The following is a 21,641-nucleotide window of genomic DNA, read 5'->3' on the forward strand; positions in this document are numbered from 1 at the left end:
ATTTTTTATAGTTAATAATCATTATTCTGGTTGGCAATCCTGCGGCGTGCCGACAGTTCTGCCTGCATATTCTCGTTATACTCTTTCGATATGGGGTAATAGTGCAGCGCCACCACACCTACCATGAACAGCATGGCTGGCACAATGCTCGATACCAATCGGATACCCATAGTGGCACTCTCGTTCTGTATGGTAGTTTCGCCACCAGCTACATAGCCGAACATCGAAATGATGATGCCTGCGATAGCGCCTCCAAAGCCTAATCCTAACTTCAGGGCCAGCACGATGCCTGAGAAGCAGAAGCCTGTGGCACGGCGATGACTCTCGTATTCGATATGGTCGGCCACATCGCCAATCATAGCCCACAGCAGTGGGATGGTAGGCGCATAAGCCAATGAGCGCAGGAAGTTAATCACAAACAGCAATCCTACATCGGTGGGCTCTGGGATATAGAACAGGGCAGTAAGGAATGCCGTCAGACTCAGACATACCTTGAAGGTCTTCTTCTTACCAAACTTGTTGGCCAGATAGCGCGACAAGCAGATAACACCTACAAACTGCACGATGGCGCCCGTCATGTTAAAGGCCGAGAAGCCGATAGAGTAGGCATTATTAAAGTCGAGACTGATGAAATGCGACATGAAATCGTATAGTGACTTCTGATCCACATTGTATTGGAAGTAGAAGTTCATGGCCGATCCCCACATGGCTAACGTTACGAACAGCGCAAATGTGAGTAATGCCATTGCATTCCACGATACATTCGAAACCGTATTTTTAATGTCCTCTTTCACACTGAGCTGTTGGCGTGGAGGCGGCTGTATGCGCTCCTTCGACACAGCAAACGTGATGATAAAGAACACAAAGGCGATGCAGGCAAAGATGGCGATGGTGCAACTCCAGCCATGCTGCAAGGTGTGCCCCTCGGCAAAGTGATCTACCAAAGGTAATGTAAGACCCTGTACCACGAACTGCGCAATGGTTACTACCACAAAACGGATGGTGGTAATGCTGGTGCGTTCGCGAATATCGCTGGTCATCACACCGCCTAAAGAAGAATAAGGTATATTATTAAAGGAGTAGGCCGTCATTAGCAACACATAACTGATGGTTGCGTAGATGGCTACCGAACTTTTCTGGTGAATGCCTGGATTATAGAATGCCAACATATAGAATACGCAGAAGGGGATAACGGTCCAAAGCATCCAAGGACGGAATTTACCCCAACGGGTGTTGGTATGATCAGTAAGCAAACCGATGGCAGGATCAACGATGATGGCCGAAATGCTGGCTATCATCAGCACCGAACCAGCAACAGCTCCGTCGAGTCCAAATACATCGGTATAGAACTTCAACTGGAAAATCATCATCATTTGGAATACCAAGTTAGCAGCGGCATCTCCTAACGAATAGCCGACCTTCTCACCTAATGATACCTGTTGCGATGATAATTTGTTCATATCTGTTGAAAATAAAACTGCTGCAAAGGTAGTGAAAAATCGGCGAGTTTATATTTTAAATTGTTACAGATGTTTTTCAAAATGTGTCATTGCATAACAAAATGACTCATTTTGGCGGTTTCATCGCAGATTTTTCTTAATTTTGTGACCTCAAAGCAACAATTATGAAGAAAATTATATTTTTTTGCGCAACACTATTTTGTTTGTCAGTTGCCGATGCAAAAGTAACCATGCCTAAACTGTTCCAGTCGGGTATGGTGGTGCAACGTGGCAAACTCATACCTGTTTGGGGCCATGCCGATGCCGGCGAAGCCGTAACCGTACGCTTCAACAAGAAGGTGTATCAAACTACCGCCGATGCCGATGGCCGATGGCGTGTTGACCTGCCTAAGATGAAAGCAGGTGGCCCTTATCAGTTAACGGTCAACGATCAAACGATTGATAATATTCTGGTGGGTGATGTATGGCTGCTCTCTGGTCAGTCGAACATTGATGTAACCATCGAGCGTGTTTATCCGCAGTACACTCAGGAGATTGATAACTACGAGAATAATGAAATCCGCTTGTTCCGTGTGCAGAACGAAACCAGCACCCATGGTGTAAAGGAGGATATCCGCCATACTAACATCAACTGGAAACCTGTGAACAAGCAGAATGCCTGGTTGTTCTCGGCTGCCGGCTATTTCTTGGGTAAGCGCATGTTCCAGACCAACAAGGTGCCTCAGGGCATTATTGTTAACAGCTGGGGCGGCACACCCATCGAGGCTTGGATTAGCGAGGATTCGCTGAAGGCCGACTATCCCATGCTGATTAAAAAGCTGCAGATGTATCAGAACGATAATTATGTACGCGCACAAATGCAGGCCAATGGCGCTGCCAACCAGCAGTGGGAAAGCATTCTGAACCAGACCGACCCAGGTTATGCCGATGTGGCTGTAGATGAAACCTCATGGCAGCAGATTGATCAGAACAACTGGACCTGGCGCGGCACAGGTAGCGTTTGGCTCCGACAGCATATCACGATTGATAAGGAACACGCAGGAAAACCTGCCCGCCTGTTGTTGGGTACCCTGTTTGATCGCGATGTAACCTATCTGAACGGCAAGCAGATTGGACAAACGGGTTATCAGTATCCCCCACGCCGCTATGATATCCCCGAGGGTATGCTGAAAGAGGGCGATAATGTAATTGCCATCCGTTTTATCAATAAGTTCGGCGCTGTACATTTCATTCCCGAAAAGCCTTACATGTTGTGTTTTGGCGACGACCGCCTGTCGCAGAACCCCATGCCCAAGGATGTGCAGCCACTCAGTCAGCTGTGGAAGATGAAGGTGGGTGCCGAAATGCCCCAGTGCCCCAGCAGCGACGTATCGTTACAGAACCTGCCCACCACACTGTATAATGCCGTGCTGTATCCATTGGCACCTTATGCCATCAATGGCGTGGTATGGTATCAGGGCGAGTCGAATACTGGCAATCCTGCCCCCTATGCCGACCATCTGAAAAAGCTGATGGGTAGCTGGCGCGATCGCTGGAACGACCTGCAGATGCCGTTCGTGATTGTGCAGTTGGCCAACTACGACGGTCGCCAGCAGACAGGCTTCCCACGTCCCATCACCCCACAGACAGAGCCTGTAAACAGCGGTTGGGCACAGTTGCGCGAGGCTCAGCGTGTAGTGGCTAAGGCCGATGCCAAAGCCGAACTGGCTGTGATTAACGACCTGGGTGAGACGGTTGACATCCATCCCCTTCGTAAAAAAGAGGTGGCCGAGCGTATCGGCTTGTGTTTTGATAAGCTCTTATATAATAATAAGGTGAAGCTGTCGCCCGAGGTGGTATCTACCCAGGTGAGTGATGCAGCTATCCAGCTCACACTCGACCAGCCCATACAGGAAGGCGACCTCTATACATTCGAGGTTTGCAACAATGGTAACAATACATACCAGAATGTGCCTGCTGTCGGCAAGGGTAATGTGATAACCCTTCTCGTACCTCAAGCTTCGCAAGCATCAGCCTTGAAAATCCGCTATGCCTGGAAGGACGATCCCAAGCAGGCCAACGTTCGCTCGCTGAGCGGACTGCCCATGAGTTCATTCGAATTATCAATTAATAACTAATAAATAATATGAGTACATCTAACGAAACCAAAGGCTTCTACAAGCTTTCGTGGCTCCAGCGCATCGGCTATGGATCGGGCGACCTGGCGCAGAATCTTATTTTCCAGACAGTAGCATGTTACCTCATGCTTTATCTGACTACAGTACTGAAGATTAATCCGGCATTTGTAAGCGGACTGATTCTTTCTGTCCGACTCATCGACTGCTTCTGGAGTCCTGTAGTGGGTCGTTATATCGACAACCGTAACCCCAAGTTGGGTAAGTATCGTGCCTATCTGCTGTATGGTGGTATCCCCTTGACGGTTGCTGCCTGCCTGCTTATGCTGCCACAGGCCGCTACCTGGTCGCCCAGCGTGAAGCTGATTTATGCCACCGTTAGCTATACCGTGCTTAGCATGATCTACTCGGTAGTAAATATTCCTTATGGCTCTATCATGGCCAGTATGACTCGCGATAACGACGAGGTGCTGAAGCTTACATCTACCCGTATGGTATGTGCCAACATCGGTCAGATTGTGGTTCAGGCTGGTTTCCCCATCGGTTTGGCTATGGTAGCTCATACCATGATCGACTGGAACCAGGCTCTGTTCATGGCCATTGGTACCATTCCTGCCTTCGTTATCCTGCCCTCGCTGCCTATGCTGAAGAGCTGGTTGGGTAAGAAGGGCTTGTATTACCTGCTGCTCACCATTGGTTTTGTAGGTTTTGTCATCCTGTTTACCATTGGTAAGTTCTTCGATGTGGCCGAGCTCAATACATTGGTACAGACAGCTAAGGTGATGACAGGTGTTGGTTTGCTGGTTGGTTCGCTCATGTGGGCCCTTGTGCCTGAGGTAATTACCGAGGCCGAGTATCGTACAGGCAACCGTCCTGCTGCTACCGTTAACGCCCTGGCTGGTGTAGCCTTCAAGGCAGGTTTCTCAATCGCTGGTTGGATTACCCCACTGGTAATGGGTATGATTGGTTTCGACCTGGCCAGCGAGGAGTCGGCTCTGCCTATCGATCCTACAGCTTGGTTTACCGTTACCTGCGTATTTGCTATTGTAGGTTTTGTACTGTTGCTTTACTGCTTCACAGGTTGTAAGGAGCGCATTGCCACTACACCCGAAAAGCCTGTTACCTATGGCGAGATGTTTGCCGAGTTCAAGGCCAACAAGTGCCTGCAGCTGGTGCTCAGCATCTTTGTAACGGTGTTCCTGGCTTCGTTCATCAGCGCACCTGTAAACGCTTATTATACCCACCTGGCCGAGTATTCGGTAACAGCCCAGAATGCTATTCTGGTGTTCACCTGTATCATTCCTGCCGTTCTGTTGATTATCGTTGGAGGTCTTATCTACAAGTATCCTCTTACCGATGAACGTCTGGACGAGATTAACAAGGAAATCGAGGCTCGTGGATAAAAGAGCGATATTTATAAATTTTTGATTGAATAACTTGCAAGTTTCAAACTTTTTCCGTATCTTTGCCCACAATAAATGATTATTGGGCAGAAGAATGAGCCACAGAACTATTAAACTACTGGCTTGTTTCTCACTGGTGGTGATGCTGGTGGTTGCATGCGGCGAACGGAAAGAAACAGGACTTGAAAAGAATACAGCCGACGGATTAGTCCTTGATGCGTATAAGCATAAGGACTATCCGTTGTTGTTGTCTTTAGCCGATAGCCTTGGTAAGATTGGTGCTATTTCCGAAGTTCAGTCGCACTATTGGAGTGGCTATGCCAGCGACCGCATGGGTAAGAAGCGCACAGCCGAGTATTACTGGAAGAAGGCCGAGAGCGAAGTAGAAAACTTTAATAATTCCGAGCAGGTAGATTATTACGCCAAGGCGGCCAGTCATCTGGCTAACCTGCTGAACCTGAAGGGCGACTACGACGGTTCGCTGAAAGAGGCCATCAATGCAGCCGAAAAACTCGAGGTGTTAGGTTGCGATACCACCACCGATTATGTAAACCTGCTGGTGTTTATCGGTTGCGGACAGGCCCGTTTGCCTGGCATGGAAGAAACTACTAAGAAATCGTTCGAACGCGCTTATAACAAGCATCTTGAGCGCATCAGCGCATCACCTACCGAATCTACTTACAAAGGTGCCATTGCAGGCATTGTAAATATGGCTTACTCGTGCAATGCCACCCATCAGTATCAGCAGGCCCTGTATTGGTGCGACCGCTATGAAGAGCTGGTACACAAATACGAGAGGCTATATTCTGCCGACGAGGACTATATCGACAAGCAGCTTGCCCGTTGTAGTATCTATCGTGCCACAGCGCTTGTATCGTTAGGGCAATCGCAGGAGTCGTATCTGGCTTATCTCGACTTCAGAAACACCAAGTTCAGTAAGAGTCCTGAGGGTATCTACGATGCTGGCGAGTACCTGATTGAGGCCAAACAATGGAAAGATGCAGCCGTTTGTTTCCAGCGACTCGATGAGTTGGTAAACAAATATCGCATGGAGTTTTCGATCGAGAATCTCGAGACCTATTATCTGAAGAAGTACGAGGCCAACCTCAAGGCAGGTCGCAAGGACTCGGTTTATGCTATCAGTACCTTTATCTGCGACTCGCTGAGTGTAGCTATCGATCGTGCAAGAGCCGACAATGCAGCCGAACTGGCCACTATCTACAATACCGAGCAGAACGAAACCCGACTGGCCGAGAACAAGGCCAAGCTGATGCGCGAGCGTCAGATAGCCGCTGTTGTCACTATTATTCTGATTATCGGCTTCTTTATTGTTTATGCTCTTTACAAACAGAAGGCTGCCGCCAAGTTGCACAAGGCGCATAACGAACTGAAGGCGGCTTACGACCAGCTCGAGGAAACCACATCGGCCAAGGAGCGTATCGAGAGTGAGTTGCGTATCGCCCGCCACATTCAGGAGTCGATGGTGCCTAACGAGTTCCCACAGCGCTCCGATTTCGATCTCTATGCCTCGATGACAGCTGCCAAGGAGGTAGGAGGCGATTTGTACGACTATCTGATTATTGGCGATAACCTGTGCTTCTGCGTAGGCGACGTATCAGGTAAGGGAGTGCCCGCAGCGCTCTTCATGGCTCAGGTTATCAGGTTGTTCCGTGCTATGGTTAAGCGTAACTACACGCCAGCCAAGTTGGCTACCGAGCTGAATGCCGAACTGAGCGAGCATAACGACGACGGCATGTTTATTACCATGTTTATCGGTATGGTGAACCTGCGTACCGGCAAGCTCGATTTCTGTAATGCAGGTCATAATCCCCCCATACTGGGCAATGGCAACGAGAGCAGATTCCTGAAGATGGAACCCAATGCGCCTATCGGCCTTTGGGAAGGACTGAAATACGAGGGCGAGGTGATAGATGATATCCGTGGCCACCTGTTCTTTGTATATACCGATGGTTTGAACGAGGCCGAGAACACGAAACTTGAGCAGTTTGGCGACGAACAGGTGCTTAACGTAGTTAAAAGTGCCAGCCAGCTGAATCCACGAGATATGGTAGATACCATGAAGAACGAGGTGAATCGTCATCGCAACGGCGCCGATCCTAACGACGATCTCACCATGCTCTGCCTACATGTAGTATAGACTTTTTAAAAAGAGAATATTTGATATGATTAAGTGTAAACATCTTTGTATGATGCTGTTACTGGCATTATGCACTCTTACTGCTCAGGCTCAGGAGGCCGAGCTTATTCGTAATGGCGATTTTGAATTAACCCCCAGGGTTGAAAAAGGTGCTAATGCCACCACCGCTTGGGATAGCCGCAAGCCCTTAGTAGTGGTTCATGTTGATCCTGTTAGTACCGATAATCCTTGCTATGCCGTCATCTGCTGCGACACCATCTATAACCAGGGTTTTGATGGTATCCCTGTAGTCGAGGGTACCAAGTACGATTTCTCAGTATGCCTGCGCAATCTGCCTGCCTTGAAGGAAGAGGACCGTGTGGAAGGCTGCAAACTGCTGATTATCCAGCTGGTTGATGAGCAGCGCCAGCCCCTGGCCGAGGCTACCATCCGTGCCAAAGGCAACCAGTGGCAGCAGTACCACGCTGTGTTTACGGCTCATGGTAGCTGTGCCAAGGCCCAGTTGGCTATTGTGGGCGTTGGTTGCCAAAAGATAGCTATCGATAAGGTAAGTATGAAAAAACACCAGTAGAGTATGTTACATATCCGTTGCAAGAATAACAACATCACCAAGAGTTTCCCTGAAGGCACATCGTTGGCCGACGTTTATCAGGCGTTTGCCAGCGAACTTAATTTTAAGTATCCAGTAGTATCGGCCAAGGTCAACAACGCCTCGCAAGGCCTGAAGTTCCGTTTGTATCAGAATCGCGACGTAGAGTTCCTTGATGCCCGCAGTGGTTCTGGTCGTCGTGTTTATACCCGTTCGCTGTGCTTTGTGCTCTACAAGGCCACCAGCGATGTGTTCCCAGGTAGCAAGCTCTACATGGAGCACCCCATCTCAAACGGCTACTACTGCAACTTTAAAAAGAAAAACAACGAGCCCCTGACGGATGAGGATGTGCAGAAAATCTGCCAGCGCATGAAAGAGATTGTAGATCTCGACCTGCCTTTCCGTCGCACCGAGGCCACTACCGACGAGGCTGTACGTGTGTTCAGCGAGCGTGGTTTTGCCGATAAAGTAAAGTTGATTGAAACCAGCGGTCAGATATATACCGATTATTATATGCTGGGCGATACCGTAGATTATTACTATGGTCCGTTGGTGCCCTCGGCAGGCTTCCTTAAGGTGTGGGGCCTGGAGCGCTATCACGACGGTTTGTTGCTGCGTGTGCCCGATAAGAACGATCCTACCAAATTGGCCGAGAAGGTTGACATGCCTCGCACGTTCGAGGTGTTTGCCGAAAAGGTACGTTGGGATATCATCATGCGCCTGTCGAATGCCGGCGATGTCAACAAGGCCATCCTGCGTGGCTATGGCTCCGAGCTGATTCAGGTGAGCGAGGCCCTGCAGGAAAAGAAAATTGTAAAAATCGCCGAGGAGATCGACCAGCGTTTCCGCGACCCAGAGAATCCCATCCGTATAGTCCTCATTACAGGACCGTCGAGCTCAGGTAAATCCACCTTCTGTAAGCGTCTTTCTGTGCAGCTGCTGGCTTGCGGTTTGCGTCCCTATTCTTTCTCAACCGACGATTACTTTGTGAACCGTGTCGATACCCCCAAGCTGCCTAACGGTCAGTACGACTTTGATAATATCGAGACCGTGGATTACAAGTTGCTGGGCGAGCACCTGGAGCGCCTGATGAAGGGCGAGGTAGTAGAAGTGCCCCAGTATAACTTTGTAACTGGTAAGCGCGAGTGGAATGGCAAGAAGTTTAAGTTGAGCAACGATAGCGTGCTGATTATCGAGGGTATCCACGCCCTGAATCCCCTGCTCACTAAGCAGATTCCCGATTCGGCCAAGTACAAGATTTACATCTCGGCCCTTACCAGTATCTCGCTCGACGATCATAACTGGATTCCCACACAGGACAACCGTTTGCTGCGTCGCATTATCCGCGACTACAACAAAGGAGCCTTCTCAGCTCGTGAGACTATCAGTCAGTGGCACAGCGTGTGCGAGGCCGAGGATCAGTGGATTGTACCTTTCCAGGAAACAGCCGATGTGATGTTCAACTCGGCCCTCAACATCGAGTTTGCCGTGTTGCGCACCCATGCCGAGGTGATCCTCGCGTCAGTTCCCAAAAACTGCCCGGAGTATGCCGAAGCCCATCGCCTGTTAAAGTTCCTGCATTACTTTATCCCCATCAGCGATAAGGAGATTCCCCCCACTAGCATCATGCGTGAGTTCGTTGGTGGCAGCAGCTTCAAATACCGCGGATAAAAAACAAACAACAAAACAAAGGCTTGCTCAATAATCCAGAGCAAGCCTTTTTTGATATTCCCATTAGTGGAACGCGATGTTCCCACGGTGGGAATGAATCGTTCCCAGGTTGGGGACAAAACATTCCCAAGTTGGGAAAATATTATGCGCTTTTGATGGCGATGTGTACAACCTTAGTTTGCACTTTTTGCAACGTTTTTACTAAAAATCCCTCCATCTCTCAACAAATCTCTCAAAACCCGTATAAACACTGGTGTTTTGAGAGATGAGAGATTCTCATAATCCCTCCCTGATCTCTCCCTCATCCCTCCCTCCATCTCTCAATACCATCCAAAATTTAATATTTCAAGAAAAATAGAAAAAAAACGACCGAAACACTTGCAAACCGCGATTTTTTTTGTACCTTTGCACCATGAAACGCACGCTGTGGAAAGCGCGCCAAAAACCTGACCCAAGGAGAAGGACTTAAGGAAGAGTAAAAACTTTTAAAATCTTTTTTTATGACTGAAAACTGTGTTACTATCAGTGAGGCAAATAACGCTTCACAGGAGGCAACGCTCGCCATCGAGCTGTTCCTCAACGAGAATTACGTGTTCCGCCGAAACACCCTCAACGGCAAGGTGGAATATGCTGTGCTGCCTAAAGCAGATGTGTTCCGACCTCTAACCAAGGAGGCCCTGAACAGTATCGTGATTCGTGCCAAGCGCGAACAGATACTGGAAAAGGGAAGTCCTAAGACAGAGATAACGGAATATGTGGAATCTGAGGAGGTGTCTGAGTATAATCCTGCGCAGGCATTCCTGACTACGCTACCCAACTGGGATGGACAGAACCATATCGCCAGGATTTTTGGTCGCATACCTGGCATCAGTTCTGAGCAGCTTAACTATCTCACCATCTGGCTCCGCTCTGCCGTGGCCCATTGGTTGCAGATGGATATGCTGCATGGCAACGAGTGTGTGCCTACGTTTATCGGCAGTCAGGGTTGTGGTAAGACCACCTTTGTGCGTCGACTGCTGCCCCTTGAACTACGTGAGTATTATCTCGACCATCTGAACCTGAGCAATAAGTTCGATAAGGAGATGGCGCTTACCAACAATCTCATTGTGAATCTGGACGAGCTCGAGGCCATCGGCGTTAAACAGCAGTCGAAGCTTAAGCAGACGCTGTCGGTAAGTAAAGTGAATGGTCGTCCCATCTTTGGTCGTACCCAGCAGGATCGCCCTCGATTCGCATCGTTTGTGGCAACCACCAACAATCCTCACCCTCTGACCGACCCTACAGGCAGTCGCCGATACATCTGTATCCAGATTCCTGACGGGCACCTGATTAATAATGAGGGCGACATCGACTATCTGCAGCTATATGCTCAGGTGGTTTATGAGCTACAGGAGCTAAAGGCTCCCTACTGGTTCAGTAACGATGAGGTGGCCCGCATACAGCAGTTGAATCAGGACTTTATGGAACAGAAGGACCTGGGCGAGATGTTTGTTGCATGTTTCCGCCATCCTGAAGAAGGTGAGGTACCTAAGGCGATGAATTGTGACCAGATGATAGTTGTGATGCAGAAGAGCTATCCTTCGCTCACCAATACCATCGGCAACAAGGTACGACTGGGTAAAACCATCAAGGCGCTGGGTTTTAAGCACAGGGAGCGTGCTCACATCTCGTACTACGATGTGATGCCTATCAAGGTGGCATAGAGATGTAGGGAGAGATGGCATGAGAGATGAGGGAGAGATGAGGGAGGGATAAAAGCCATCTCTCATCGCCCGAATCACCAGTGTTTATGCGGGTTTTGAGAGATTTGTTGAGAGATGAGAGATTTTTTGATTAATAACTAAAAAAAATATGAATATGGAAGAGAAAGAACTGAAAGTAGAAAACATCCCTGGGAGCTATGCCCTGTGTTTTAATGGCGAGTGTGGTAAAAAAGATACGTGCATGCACTATCAGGCCATGCTGCTAAAGCGAGGGGAACGTGGTCGTGGCATGGCCATATATCCTACAGCCTGGCAGGATGGCGAGTGCTGCTACTATCGTGAGAAGAAACTGGTACGGAAGGCCTGGGGATTCAGTCAGCTGTACAAGAACGTGGACAAGTATCATAAGGCCGAGGCGCGCCAGAGTGTAAGCTCATTCTTTGGGCGTGGTAACGGACCCTATTATCGCGCCCATCATGGCGAGCTACTGCTCACACCCGAGCAGCAGGAGGGCATTATGAACATCATTGCCCAGTTTGGTCCCATCGACGATATTAAATTCGATCACTACAAAACCGATTGGGACTTTGATTACTAATAACAACAACAAAGGCTTGCTCGGGAATTCCTATGCAAGCCTTTGTTTGTTTATGTTTAGCTGATGTTACAGCTGGTACTGCAGCATAACCATTGAGTAGGGGGCCAGGTCGAGGGTGAACTTCTTCTGGGCCTTGATCTGCTCTTTCTTGGGAGCGATGGGCTGGGCGTCGAAGTTGTTCTCGTCGTTAGGCTGACCTGCGAGGGTGGTCTTGGTGGCCAGCTTCTTGATGCCAAAGCGGCTCAGGTTGATGTTGGCCTTCTTGGCATCGGCACTGGCGTTAACCAGTTTCACGAACAGCTGGCGGGTCTTGGTGTTGAGAATCACGCTCTGACCGTAGTGCACACCCTCCATAGGCTGGATGGCATCGGCAGCATCGCCCTCAAACTTCACGCAGTCGCCATAGTAGTAGTTACCGCTCGACTGTCCGAACAGCTGCTGAACATAGTAGCTGCAGGTGAGGAATGGGCGCTCGTTGTCGTAGTAGATGAGGTCGGGATTCCACTGGGTGCCGTTCTTGCGGGCAAACAGGGGAGCGTAAGATGTCATGGCTACTACATCACCATTGCGCTCTACGTGCAACAGATACAGACCTTCGGCCAGGGCGTCGATGAGTTTCTTGTCCTTAGCGGCATACTCGCCCAGATAGACCTTGGTCTTGCGGTCGCGGGGATAGCTGTCGTACTGGCGCTTGTTCAGGAAGTAGGTGTTGGGCTCGTAGTAGTGCTCGTCGAGGATAGGCATATTGAGTTCCTCGGCCAGCTTCCAACCGTTCTGGTAGTCGCCGTTATCGGCATGCGAGCCAGGACCGGCTGTACCAACAATCACGATTTCAGGATGAGCCTTGGTAACACGCTCGTAGATATACTTGAAGCGCTCGCAGAACTCGGGCGAGATGCGCTCTTCGTTGCCAATACCAAGATATTTGAGGTTGAAGGGCTTGGGATGACCTGCCTCGGCACGCATCTTGGCCCACTTGTTGGTGGCGGGATCGCCATTGGCCCACTCAATCAGGTCGATGCACTCGTCAACCCACTCGTCCATCTCGCTCATGGGAACTACGTCCTGAGCCTGGCCTTTCATGCCCCAACCACCGTTGGCGCCCTGACAGCTGACGCCGGCAGGCAGGATGGGCAGGGGCTCCATACCCAGATCCTCGCAGAACTGGAAGTACTCGAAATAGCCCAGACCTACACTCTGGTGATAACCCCAGGTGTTCTTGAGTTGGCGGCGTGTTTCCTTAGGTCCGATAGTGGTCTTCCAGCGATAGGTGTTCCAGAATCCGTCGCCACCACCGTGAACCACGCAACCACCAGGGAAGCGCATGAACTTAGGATGCAGGTCGGCCAGTGCCTGAGCCAGATCCTTACGCAGGCCGTGGCCCTTATATGTATCTTCGGGCATAAGTGATACCACATCGATATCCATATCACCCTTGGTAAGTACCAGAATCTGCAGGGCAGCCTGCTTGCAGTCGGCATTAGGTGTGAGCACAGCCTCGAACTTCTTCCAATCGCCGTTGCTTACGTCGAAGGTTGTTTCGGCCAGCAGTTTGGGATCCTTAGGTGGCCAGCCCTTTACAGGCTCAATCAGCACCACGCGTACCTGCTTGGCATCGCCTTTTACGTTGCGCATAAAGGCCGAGAAATCGTACTTCTCGCCAGCCTTAACTGAGATGCCGTCGAAACCGTCGTTCTGAATGCCGAAGCCAGTCCAACCTGTGTAGTCGTAATACTGGTTGGCGCGCTCGCAGTGCAGGCGCATATAGGTGGCGTTGTTGGCATGAACGGGGTTGTCCATGCGGGGCTGGATATAGCCGGTGGAGTGACCAGGACGGGTGATGCGCCAGGCGGTGCCGGGGCCCCATCCGTCGCGCTCAACGGGTGAGAACTCGAAGGCGCCGTTCTGAATAAGCTCGGCATAGAGTCCGCCATCGGCAGAGTTGTTAATGTCTTCAAAGAAGATACCAATGAGCTCGTTGCTGATGGCTTTGCCGCCAGCAGGGGCTTTCACTGGTTTCTGGGCGTTAAGACCCATGGTGGCTGCTGCAAGGGCAGCACAGAGAATTGAACGTTTGTACATAGTTGATAATATTATTGATTGTTACTAATTAGTCTCACTTCGTAAATCTCGCCAACCTGCTTGTGGGGCTTGGCCACGAATTTGATGCGCACCTGCTTTTTGCCCTTGAGCAGCTGGGCTGGGATAGGATACTCCTCGAACTTGAACTGTGAGGTGCGATACTTGCCGACGAGGTTGACGGTGGTTACCAGCGTGTCATCTACAAAGATATCGAACTCAGGGTTCTTCCAATCGCCTACACCCCAGTATTTCAGGCGCAGACTCAGGTCGGTCTTGCCGCCTGTCTGCATCAGGTAGCTGAAATAGTGACCATCGCGGGCATCGCGGAAGAATACATCGTTGGTGTTGCCCACGGTCGATTGGTCAGTCTCCATAAAGTGGTCGCTCTCAGGCTGTTGCTCGCCTGGCTGCACCTTGTCGGTGGTGCGGGCCTCGAGTGCCTGGCGCTCCTGCTCCTGCTTGGCCAGATTGGCCAGATAGTCCTTGTAGCTATCCTCAGAGAGCGCCAACCAGTACATCATGTAACGGGCATCGTGCAGCTCGAAGAAAGGCATCAGCTCGCCCTCAATCTTATTTACCATCTTGGTGCTGAGGTTGAAGTGCAGGGGCTTGCCTGCTATGGGTTGCAGCTGGTTGGCAATGCTCTCCACATCCTTATTAACCAGGATAGGGGCCTGGTCGATAGGCAGCTTTTTGCCTGTGGCCAACTGGCCGAATCGGCTGTCGTCGGCTATCAGGTGTGCCAAATCCTCAGTACCCGTCTTCATAGCCAGCATGATAGGGCCGTGCATCAGGGCAATATACTGTGGCAGGTTGGGCAGATACTTCACGCTGTTGTACATGGGGAATTGGATATCAATCACATCGCCCTTTTTCCACTGGCGATTGATGGCTACATAGCTTGATGGACCAGTGACGATGCTCACAGGCTTGCCATTCACCTTAACGCTGAACTGGCCTGGCTTTACCCAGCCGGGGTAGCGCACCATGATGGGTGTTGGCTGTTTGGTGTTGGATGATTGCGTGATGGTGATACGGCTGTTCTCGCTATAAGGGAAACTGGTTTCCTGGCGCAGGGTGATGCCTTTGGCTTTCCAGTTAAGCTCTGAGGCCACAAACAGGTTCACAAACAGGGCATCGCCGCTGTGAGTATAGATAAACTGGTTGTACTTGCCATGATTCTCCATGCCTGTGCCCACGCAGCACCACATGGCCTCGTTGGGAGCCGAATAGTTGCGGTAGTGGCGCGGACGGGCTGAAGTGAAATATACGTAGCCGCCATGCTCAGGGTGCTGGGTTGAGAGTATATGATTGAAGGTAGCCAGCTCGAAGAAATCGGCATAGCGGGCTTCGGGGTTGCGACGATGCAGATCCTCGGTGAGCTTCAGCATATTGTTGGTGTTACAGCTCTCAGGACCGTCGATATCCTGCACAAAGTCCTGACAAGCCTCGCGACTGGGGAAGTGCTCACGACGACTGTTGCCGCCAAAGGCCAGTGTGCGCTCGCCTGTTACGATATCCCAGAAGTAGGCACCTGCAGTGTGGTAAGCCTCGTCGCCACTCAGCTCGGCTATACGCTCAAAACCTATCACCTTGGGCACCTGGGTGTTGGCATGCATGTTGTCGAGCACGTCGCGGCGCTGCATCAGCGGGTTCAGCAGGCGGCGATGCGAGAATCGACGGGCCACATCCAGATATTTCTGCTCGCCAGTGATGGCGTAGGCATCGGCCAGCACCTCGTTCATGCCACCATGCTCGGTATCCAGCGCGCGCTCCATCTGAGCATCGGTGAGATTGGCTGTCAGGTCGATGGCCCAGTCGCAGAAGCCCAGAAAGAGCTTCTTGGCCTGCTCGTTGCCACAGTAAACCCACGCGTCGCGCAGGCCGGCATACATCTTGTGTATATTATAGAAAGGAACCCACGCGCCAAAGTAGGGGCCGAAGTTACCTTTCTTAAAGTTGCTCCAGATACGGTCGCTGCCGGGCACACCGCCCACATAGCCACGGCCCCAGTCGGGGTGGTTCTTGGCATTGGCATCGGCACAGGCCTGCAGCTCGCTAATCCAGTATTCCATGCGCTTGCGGCACTCTTGGCTGCCAGTAGCAGCATTGATGGCCATCGCAGTCAGATAGTGGCCGCCCACGTGTCCGTCCAATCCGTCCCAGTTAGGGTACGACTTGCCTTTCGGTGTTAGTCCGGCCTCTTTCAGATAAGGCGCCAGCAGGCGGTCGTTGTCGTACTTCAGCAGCGTCTCGATGTTCAAGTCGCGCGCATGCTTCAGCGGACCGTTTAGCAGGGTTACATCCCCTAAGGGAAACTCGTTGGCATACAGCCTGTCTTGGGCTTGACTACTGCCAGCTGCCAATGTCAGCAGCACGGATAGTAGCAGGCCTCGTGAATGGTTGTTAAATAGGTACATCATTTGTTATAGTTGTTATTGATTGTTCTTGATGATCTGGTGCACATCGTCGATGCTGTGGGCAAAGGGGCCTGTGTGTTCCAGCTTCAGCGTGCACATGGCGGCTGCAAACTGACCGCTTTCTATATAGCTCATCCCCCTGGCACGGGCATACAGATAGCCAGCGCTGTAGGTGTCGCCGCAACCTGTGGCATCAACTAACTTGGTTGGTGGGTAGGCAGGAGTTTCGTAGAACTTGCCCTCGGTATAGATCACCGATCCGCCACCACCTAAGGTGATAATCACTTCGCGTACACCCCAGTCGTAAATCTGTTGGGCGGCCTCGTAAGGGTCGGTCATGTTCGTCAGCGTCTGGCACTCCCACTCGTTTACCTTCAGGATAGCTGTGTGCTTCAGCAGTCGCAGCTTGTCGGTCCACTCGCAGGCGCGCACCTCCTCGCCAACCACCTCGCGCAGATAGCCCTGCACATCGATGCTCACATCGCCCTTGGTGGCCAGATATTCTACTATTTCGGGTGCAAAGTCGTCGGCCAGCAGTGTGCCTAAATGGAACACGCGGGCCTGCTCGTCGTTCAGTTCGTTAAGTGTGAATGGAGCCGACTTGGCCAGTACCCGCTGTGTGCGGTTGTCCATGTTGGCACCATACTTATTCTCGAAAAACACGTTGGTATCGCTCTCAAAGGCCGTTACCCGCACGCCAGCCTGGCGCAGTTTCTCAACTTCGGGCATCACCTCGCTGCTAACCGAGGTGATAAGGTGGAAATTAACGTCATGGGGCAGTGCCTGGATGGCCCACGCCATATAGTAGGCCGAACCGCCTGCGCAGTGCGTGGTTACGGGCGGAACCTGAGTGATGATCCTGTCACGAGTGATATGTCCAATACAGCAAATATCTGTCATTTTGTCGACTTTTGATTGAATATTATCTTTATTTCGGTTGCAAAGATAACATTTTTTTCTAAATATTTTGTTTTATTCGAGAAATATACTATCTTTGCAACGAATTATTCGTTACTACTAAGATAATTAATGGCGAAAAAAACATTATTGCAGTTAATTCTGCTTTGGATGATAGTGATGTCGGCAGCGGCACAATCGGTTTACGATGTGACGGCAGCTGGCGCTATTGGTAACGGTATCGTAGATGATGCCCAGGCCATTCAGCGTGCTATCGACCGTTGTTCGGCTGAGGGTGGCGGCCGCGTGCTGTTGCCTCGTAATCATACCTTCATGGCTGGTCCTATCCAGCTTAAGAGCAATGTTGAGCTTTATCTGGAAGCTACTGCCATCCTGAAGGCTAACCCCGATGAGAGTATCTATAAGCTGAGTGCTTTTGGACAGAACCGTGGCGAGGGTATGCTGTGGCTCTGGGCCGAGCATGCTGAGAACATCAGTATCTGTGGTAAGGGCACCATTCATGGTAATGGTATCGCTTTTATGGGTGCTGAGCTGAGCGACAGCTACGAGCTGAAGCCATTGAAGGATCAGACTTTCGACCCACGTCCACATGTACTCACACTTACCGATGTAAAGAATCTCACCATTCGCGATGTAACCATCAAGGAGGGTGCCTACTGGACGGTGCACCTGATTGGTTGCGATGAGGCTGTGATTGATGGCATCAATCTGCTGAACAATCTGAAGATTCGCAATGGCGATGGTATCGATATCGACCATTCAAAACACGTGCGTATCGCTAACTGCCATATCACCAGTGGTGATGACTGCATCTGTTTAAAGAACCGTCGTGAGTTCGAGCAGTATGGCTCGTGCCACGATATTACTGTTACCAACTGTGTGATGTCGAGCCGCTCGTGCGCCATCAAGATTGGTAGCGAGAATATGGACTCTATCTATAACGTGGTGTTTGATAACTGCATCATCACAGGTTCGAACCGTGGTTTGGGCATCCAGAATCGCGACGAGGGAACCGTTACCGATGTGGTATTCTCGAACATCCAGTTGGACTGTCGCCTGTGGAGCGATGTGTGGTGGGGTAAGGCCGAGCCTATCTACGTTACCAGCTATCCACGTGCCAACGGCAATCATAAGGATGCCAACTGGCGATTCCCCAAGGGGCAGATTGAGGGTCGTTGCGGCGAGGTGAGTCGTATCTATTTTAACAACATTACCAGCACCAGCGAGAACGGCTGCTTTGTAGGTGGCGACGTGCCTGGCAAAGTGCGCGACATCTATTTTAATAATGTACGCGTACGACTTCAGGGCGAAGGTTCGCGTAGTATGGATAAGAGGCCTTGCAAGGGCGAGGGCTTTATCAAGGCTGACCTGAAAGCTATGCAGGCCATGCAGGTACCCCTGATAACCGAAAACGCTACAGTAGAAATAAGATAAAACTTTTAATATTCTTTTTATACTAACTTTTAATTAATGATTATGCAAAAGATCCTAAATCTCAAGCAAGGAACTCAGAAGGCCATGTTCTTCGTGTTCTTTCTGTTGTGCAGTACAGTGATGCTGGCACAGAACAAGGTGTCGGGAACTGTACTGGACGCAACCGGTGAGCCTCTGATTGGCGTAAGCGTTCTGGAGGCAGGAACCAACAATGGTGTTGTGACCGATTTCGACGGAAACTACACGCTGACTGTAAAGCAGGGTGCCAAGCTCACATTCTCTTACGTAGGCTACACCTCAAAGACCCTGGCTGCCGCCAACGGCATGAAGGTAACTCTCGAAGAGGACAACAAGGTACTGAACGAAGTTGTAGTAGTAGGTTATGGTACCATGCGCCGCAAGGACGTCACATCGTCTATCACAACTGTGAAAGCTGAAGACCTGAACCGTGGTGTATTCACCGACCCAGGACAGATGTTGCAGGGTAAGGTGCCCGGACTGGTTGTATCTTCAACAGCCGACCCTAACGGCTCTCCAACCATCACGCTTCGTGGTGCCTCTACACTGCGTTCTGGAGCTATGTCACCTTACTATGTAGTTGATGGTATTCCTGGTGTTGATATTTCTATCGTTTCGCCCGATGATATTGAGAGCATCGATGTGCTGCGTGATGCTACAGCTACAGCTATCTACGGTTCGAAGGCTGCCAACGGTGTGATCATCATTACTACCAAGAAGGGTGATAAGGAGAGAACCAACGTTACCTATAATGGTTATGTGGCTTTTGATAATATCCTGAAAAAGTATGATGTTGCTTCAGCTTCTGACTTGCGTCAGTATGCCTCTAAGAATGGCGTAGCTCTGAAGGATGGTGGTGCTGATGTTAACTGGCAGGATGAGGTGTTGCGTACTGGTATCAGCCATAATCACAATGTGGGCATCAATGGCGGTAACGGACGTACCAACTATATGATTAGTGGTAACCTCATGAAGCGTGAAGGTGTTATCAAAATGACAGGTATGGATCGTTTCAATGTACGTTCACTCGTGTCAACTAAGACTCTGAAGGATCGACTCACTTTGTCGATGAGCCTGAATGCGATGTATGGCAAGCACTTTGGTGTGCCTACAGGTAATGAGGGTGCATCAGTTCTCGATGCGATGAACTACTACTCGCCTACTAATGCAGTTAAGAATGCTGACGGTTCATGGACGTCGGGAGCTGGTTCAAAGAACTACAATCCACTGGCTCTGATGGAGGAGAATACTTCTGAGACCATCTGGAAGCGTAATCAGTTTATTGGTAAGGCTACTCTGGAGATTCTGAAGGGCCTCCTCTGGAATGTTAACTACTCTTGGAGTAACTATCAGAGCACTTACAGCGCGTATAACACTCGTAACTCTCAGTTGGAGGGTATTGGTAATAAGAATGGTCAGGCCAGCCGTAATACATACTTTGGCTACGAGCAGACCTTCGAGACCTATCTGAACTATGGCTTTACAACAGGTAAGCACAAGATTGACCTGATGGCCGGTTATACTTGGGAGAAGAAAAAGAACAATGATGGTTTCGGCCTGAGTGTTGAGGGGTACTATAATGATGACCTGACATGGTATAATATGTCGTATGCACAGACTATTCTCGGTGTTCAGAACTCTGTATCAAGTGGTTATGTAGAGAATGTAAAGAATATCTCGTTCTATGGTCGTGCCAACTACTCATTCGATGGCCGTTATATGCTGCAGGCTACTATCCGTCGTGATGGTTCATCGGTATTTGGTAAGAACCACCGTTGGGGTACATTCCCATCTGTATCTGCTGCTTGGAATATCACAGAGGAGAGCTTCATGAAGAACCAGAAGATTTTTGATAATCTGAAGTTGCGTGCTGGCTATGGTGTATCTGGTAATGCTATGGGATTCGATGTCTATTCTTCATTCGTTACTTATGGAGCTACGGGTACATTCGAATATGATGGTAAGATCTATCGTACATACGGTGCTTCTAAAAATGCTAATCCCGACCTGAAGTGGGAGACCACATCAATGCTGAACATCGGTCTTGATTTTGCATTCTTGAGAGGTCGTATTAACGGTACTTTGGAGGTTTATCATAAGAAAACCAAGGACCTTATCTGGGGCTATCCTGTTCCAACCACACAGTATGTGTATGGTTGGCTGGACGCCAATGTTGGTGAGATGACTAACAAGGGTATCGAGTTCTCTATCAATGCTGTTCCTGTTCGTACCAAGAACTTCACATGGAGCACCACTCTTAATCTGTCGCACAACAAGAATACTGTTGACAAGATGCAGAATGAGACTTATCATACTACAAACCTGGCGCAGGGAGATCCAATGGTATCTGGTGTTTCTCATGATGGTTGGACCCAACGCATTATGGAGGGTGAGTCTATCGGTACATTCTATACCTATCAGTATGCAGGTACAGTGAAACGTACAGATCCTGATGGAAATATTATTGAACGCTCTGAGTATTACGTTCTTGATGAGAATGGAAACCGTACAGGTGAGACTACTAACAACCCCACTCTGAAGGATCGTTCTATCACTGGTTGTGCACAGCCTAAGCTTAATGCCGGTTGGAACAACAGCCTGACCTATAAGAACTGGAACCTGAATGCATTTATCACAGGTGTATTCGGTAATGATGTTTACAATGCTCCACGTGCACACTATACCAGCTCACAGATGTTCTCTGATGGTAAGAATGTGCTGAAGGAGTTCCTGTCGTTCCCTGTTGGCGATGCTTCTGGCTCACTGCCATCTGACCGCTGGATTGAGAAGGGTACTTACATCCGTCTGCAGTCATTGTCGCTGAGCTACACATTCAAGAACTGTTTCGACAACTGGATTCAGGATCTTACTCTCTATGGTACAGCTAACAACCTTCTCACTATCACAAACTACAAGGGGCTTGATCCAGAGGTTAACCTCGGTGGTATCGATCCTGGTATCGATTATCGTTGGAGCCGTTATCCACACACACGTACATTCATGGTTGGTGTGAAGATTAACTTTGGCGATGGCAAGAAGAAATAAAGTTATTATCATTTAATAAGATTCAAGT

The 21,641-nt window shown here is 49.9% G+C and carries 13 protein-coding genes; 9 read left to right on the forward strand and 4 right to left on the reverse strand.

Features of this window, described 5'->3' with window-relative positions:
• Positions 1–11 precede the first annotated feature (11 nt).
• The gene (locus PRU_RS13340; RefSeq protein ID WP_013064130.1) at positions 12–1,460 is read right to left on the reverse strand and encodes an MFS transporter; all 1,449 of its coding nucleotides are present in this window, start codon (positions 1,458–1,460) and stop codon (positions 12–14) included.
• A 164-nt stretch (positions 1,461–1,624) separates the two neighbouring features.
• Between PRU_RS13340 and PRU_RS13345 the strand changes: the two genes are divergently transcribed.
• From PRU_RS13345 to PRU_RS13375, 7 genes are all read left to right on the forward strand, one after another.
• Positions 1,625–3,577 carry a sialate O-acetylesterase gene (locus PRU_RS13345; protein WP_013063474.1) on the forward strand — a complete coding sequence of 651 codons (1,953 nt, stop codon included), beginning with the start codon at positions 1,625–1,627 and terminating at the stop codon, positions 3,575–3,577.
• A gap of 8 nt (positions 3,578–3,585) precedes the next feature.
• A complete protein-coding gene (locus tag PRU_RS13350; RefSeq protein ID WP_013065204.1) occupies positions 3,586–4,977 on the forward strand; it encodes an MFS transporter in 1,392 nt (463 codons plus the stop codon).
• 94 nt (positions 4,978–5,071) lie between these two features.
• Complete coding sequence (locus PRU_RS15475) at positions 5,072–7,135, forward strand: PP2C family protein-serine/threonine phosphatase (protein ID WP_049769176.1); 2,064 nt, start codon at positions 5,072–5,074, stop codon at positions 7,133–7,135.
• A 25-nt stretch (positions 7,136–7,160) separates the two neighbouring features.
• Positions 7,161–7,706, forward strand: coding sequence for a hypothetical protein (locus tag PRU_RS13360; protein ID WP_148214894.1), 546 nt, complete (start codon positions 7,161–7,163; stop codon positions 7,704–7,706).
• A 3-nt stretch (positions 7,707–7,709) separates the two neighbouring features.
• Entirely contained in the window at positions 7,710–9,395 is a 1,686-nt protein-coding gene (locus PRU_RS13365; protein WP_013065035.1) for a nucleoside kinase, read from the forward strand.
• 500 nt (positions 9,396–9,895) lie between these two features.
• The gene (locus PRU_RS13370; RefSeq protein ID WP_013063230.1) at positions 9,896–11,098 is read left to right on the forward strand and encodes a VapE domain-containing protein; all 1,203 of its coding nucleotides are present in this window, start codon (positions 9,896–9,898) and stop codon (positions 11,096–11,098) included.
• Between the two features lie 154 nt (positions 11,099–11,252).
• Positions 11,253–11,696, forward strand: a complete 444-nt coding sequence (locus PRU_RS13375) for a DUF6078 family protein (protein ID WP_013063347.1) — start codon at positions 11,253–11,255, stop codon at positions 11,694–11,696.
• Between the two features lie 66 nt (positions 11,697–11,762).
• Here the strand turns inward: PRU_RS13375 and PRU_RS13380 are convergent, their stop codons facing one another.
• Genes PRU_RS13380 through PRU_RS13390 form a run of 3 tightly spaced genes read right to left on the reverse strand, consistent with a single transcriptional unit; the run spans position 11,763 to position 17,098 of the window.
• Positions 11,763–13,778, reverse strand: a complete 2,016-nt coding sequence (locus PRU_RS13380) for an alpha-L-arabinofuranosidase C-terminal domain-containing protein (protein ID WP_074683885.1) — start codon at positions 13,776–13,778, stop codon at positions 11,763–11,765.
• Positions 13,779–13,789: 11 nt separating this feature from the next.
• Positions 13,790–16,201, reverse strand: a complete 2,412-nt coding sequence (locus PRU_RS13385; RefSeq protein WP_224082991.1) for a glycoside hydrolase family 127 protein — start codon at positions 16,199–16,201, stop codon at positions 13,790–13,792.
• A gap of 12 nt (positions 16,202–16,213) precedes the next feature.
• Positions 16,214–17,098 carry a PfkB family carbohydrate kinase gene (locus tag PRU_RS13390; protein ID WP_013065741.1) on the reverse strand — a complete coding sequence of 295 codons (885 nt, stop codon included), beginning with the start codon at positions 17,096–17,098 and terminating at the stop codon, positions 16,214–16,216.
• Positions 17,099–17,266: 168 nt separating this feature from the next.
• Here PRU_RS13390 and PRU_RS13395 point away from each other — a divergent pair, with 168 nt between their 5' ends.
• Positions 17,267–18,550 carry a glycoside hydrolase family 28 protein gene (locus PRU_RS13395; protein ID WP_373314245.1) on the forward strand — a complete coding sequence of 428 codons (1,284 nt, stop codon included), beginning with the start codon at positions 17,267–17,269 and terminating at the stop codon, positions 18,548–18,550.
• Between the two features lie 42 nt (positions 18,551–18,592).
• Positions 18,593–21,613 (forward strand): SusC/RagA family TonB-linked outer membrane protein, encoded by a 3,021-nt coding sequence (locus PRU_RS13400; protein WP_041386892.1) that lies wholly within the window; start codon positions 18,593–18,595, stop codon positions 21,611–21,613.
• The last annotated feature ends 28 nt before the right edge of the window (positions 21,614–21,641 follow it).

Origin of the sequence: Xylanibacter ruminicola 23 (genome assembly GCF_000025925.1) — a bacterium.
GTDB lineage: Bacteria > Bacteroidota > Bacteroidia > Bacteroidales > Bacteroidaceae > Prevotella > Prevotella ruminicola.

Coding starts and splice junctions, on each gene's coding strand:
- PRU_RS13345 (WP_013063474.1), top strand. CDS start 1,625: ATGAAGAAAATTATATTTTTTTGCGCAACACTATTTTGTTTGTCAGTT.
- PRU_RS13395 (WP_373314245.1), top strand. CDS start 17,267: ATGATAGTGATGTCGGCAGCGGCACAATCGGTTTACGATGTGACGGCA.
- PRU_RS13400 (WP_041386892.1), top strand. CDS start 18,593: ATGCAAAAGATCCTAAATCTCAAGCAAGGAACTCAGAAGGCCATGTTC.
- PRU_RS13370 (WP_013063230.1), top strand. CDS start 9,896: ATGACTGAAAACTGTGTTACTATCAGTGAGGCAAATAACGCTTCACAG.
- PRU_RS13360 (WP_148214894.1), top strand. CDS start 7,161: ATGATTAAGTGTAAACATCTTTGTATGATGCTGTTACTGGCATTATGC.
- PRU_RS13365 (WP_013065035.1), top strand. CDS start 7,710: ATGTTACATATCCGTTGCAAGAATAACAACATCACCAAGAGTTTCCCT.
- PRU_RS15475 (WP_049769176.1), top strand. CDS start 5,072: ATGAGCCACAGAACTATTAAACTACTGGCTTGTTTCTCACTGGTGGTG.
- PRU_RS13385 (WP_224082991.1), bottom strand. CDS start 16,201: ATGATGTACCTATTTAACAACCATTCACGAGGCCTGCTACTATCCGTG.
- PRU_RS13380 (WP_074683885.1), bottom strand. CDS start 13,778: ATGTACAAACGTTCAATTCTCTGTGCTGCCCTTGCAGCAGCCACCATG.
- PRU_RS13390 (WP_013065741.1), bottom strand. CDS start 17,098: ATGACAGATATTTGCTGTATTGGACATATCACTCGTGACAGGATCATC.
- PRU_RS13375 (WP_013063347.1), top strand. CDS start 11,253: ATGGAAGAGAAAGAACTGAAAGTAGAAAACATCCCTGGGAGCTATGCC.
- PRU_RS13350 (WP_013065204.1), top strand. CDS start 3,586: ATGAGTACATCTAACGAAACCAAAGGCTTCTACAAGCTTTCGTGGCTC.
- PRU_RS13340 (WP_013064130.1), bottom strand. CDS start 1,460: ATGAACAAATTATCATCGCAACAGGTATCATTAGGTGAGAAGGTCGGC.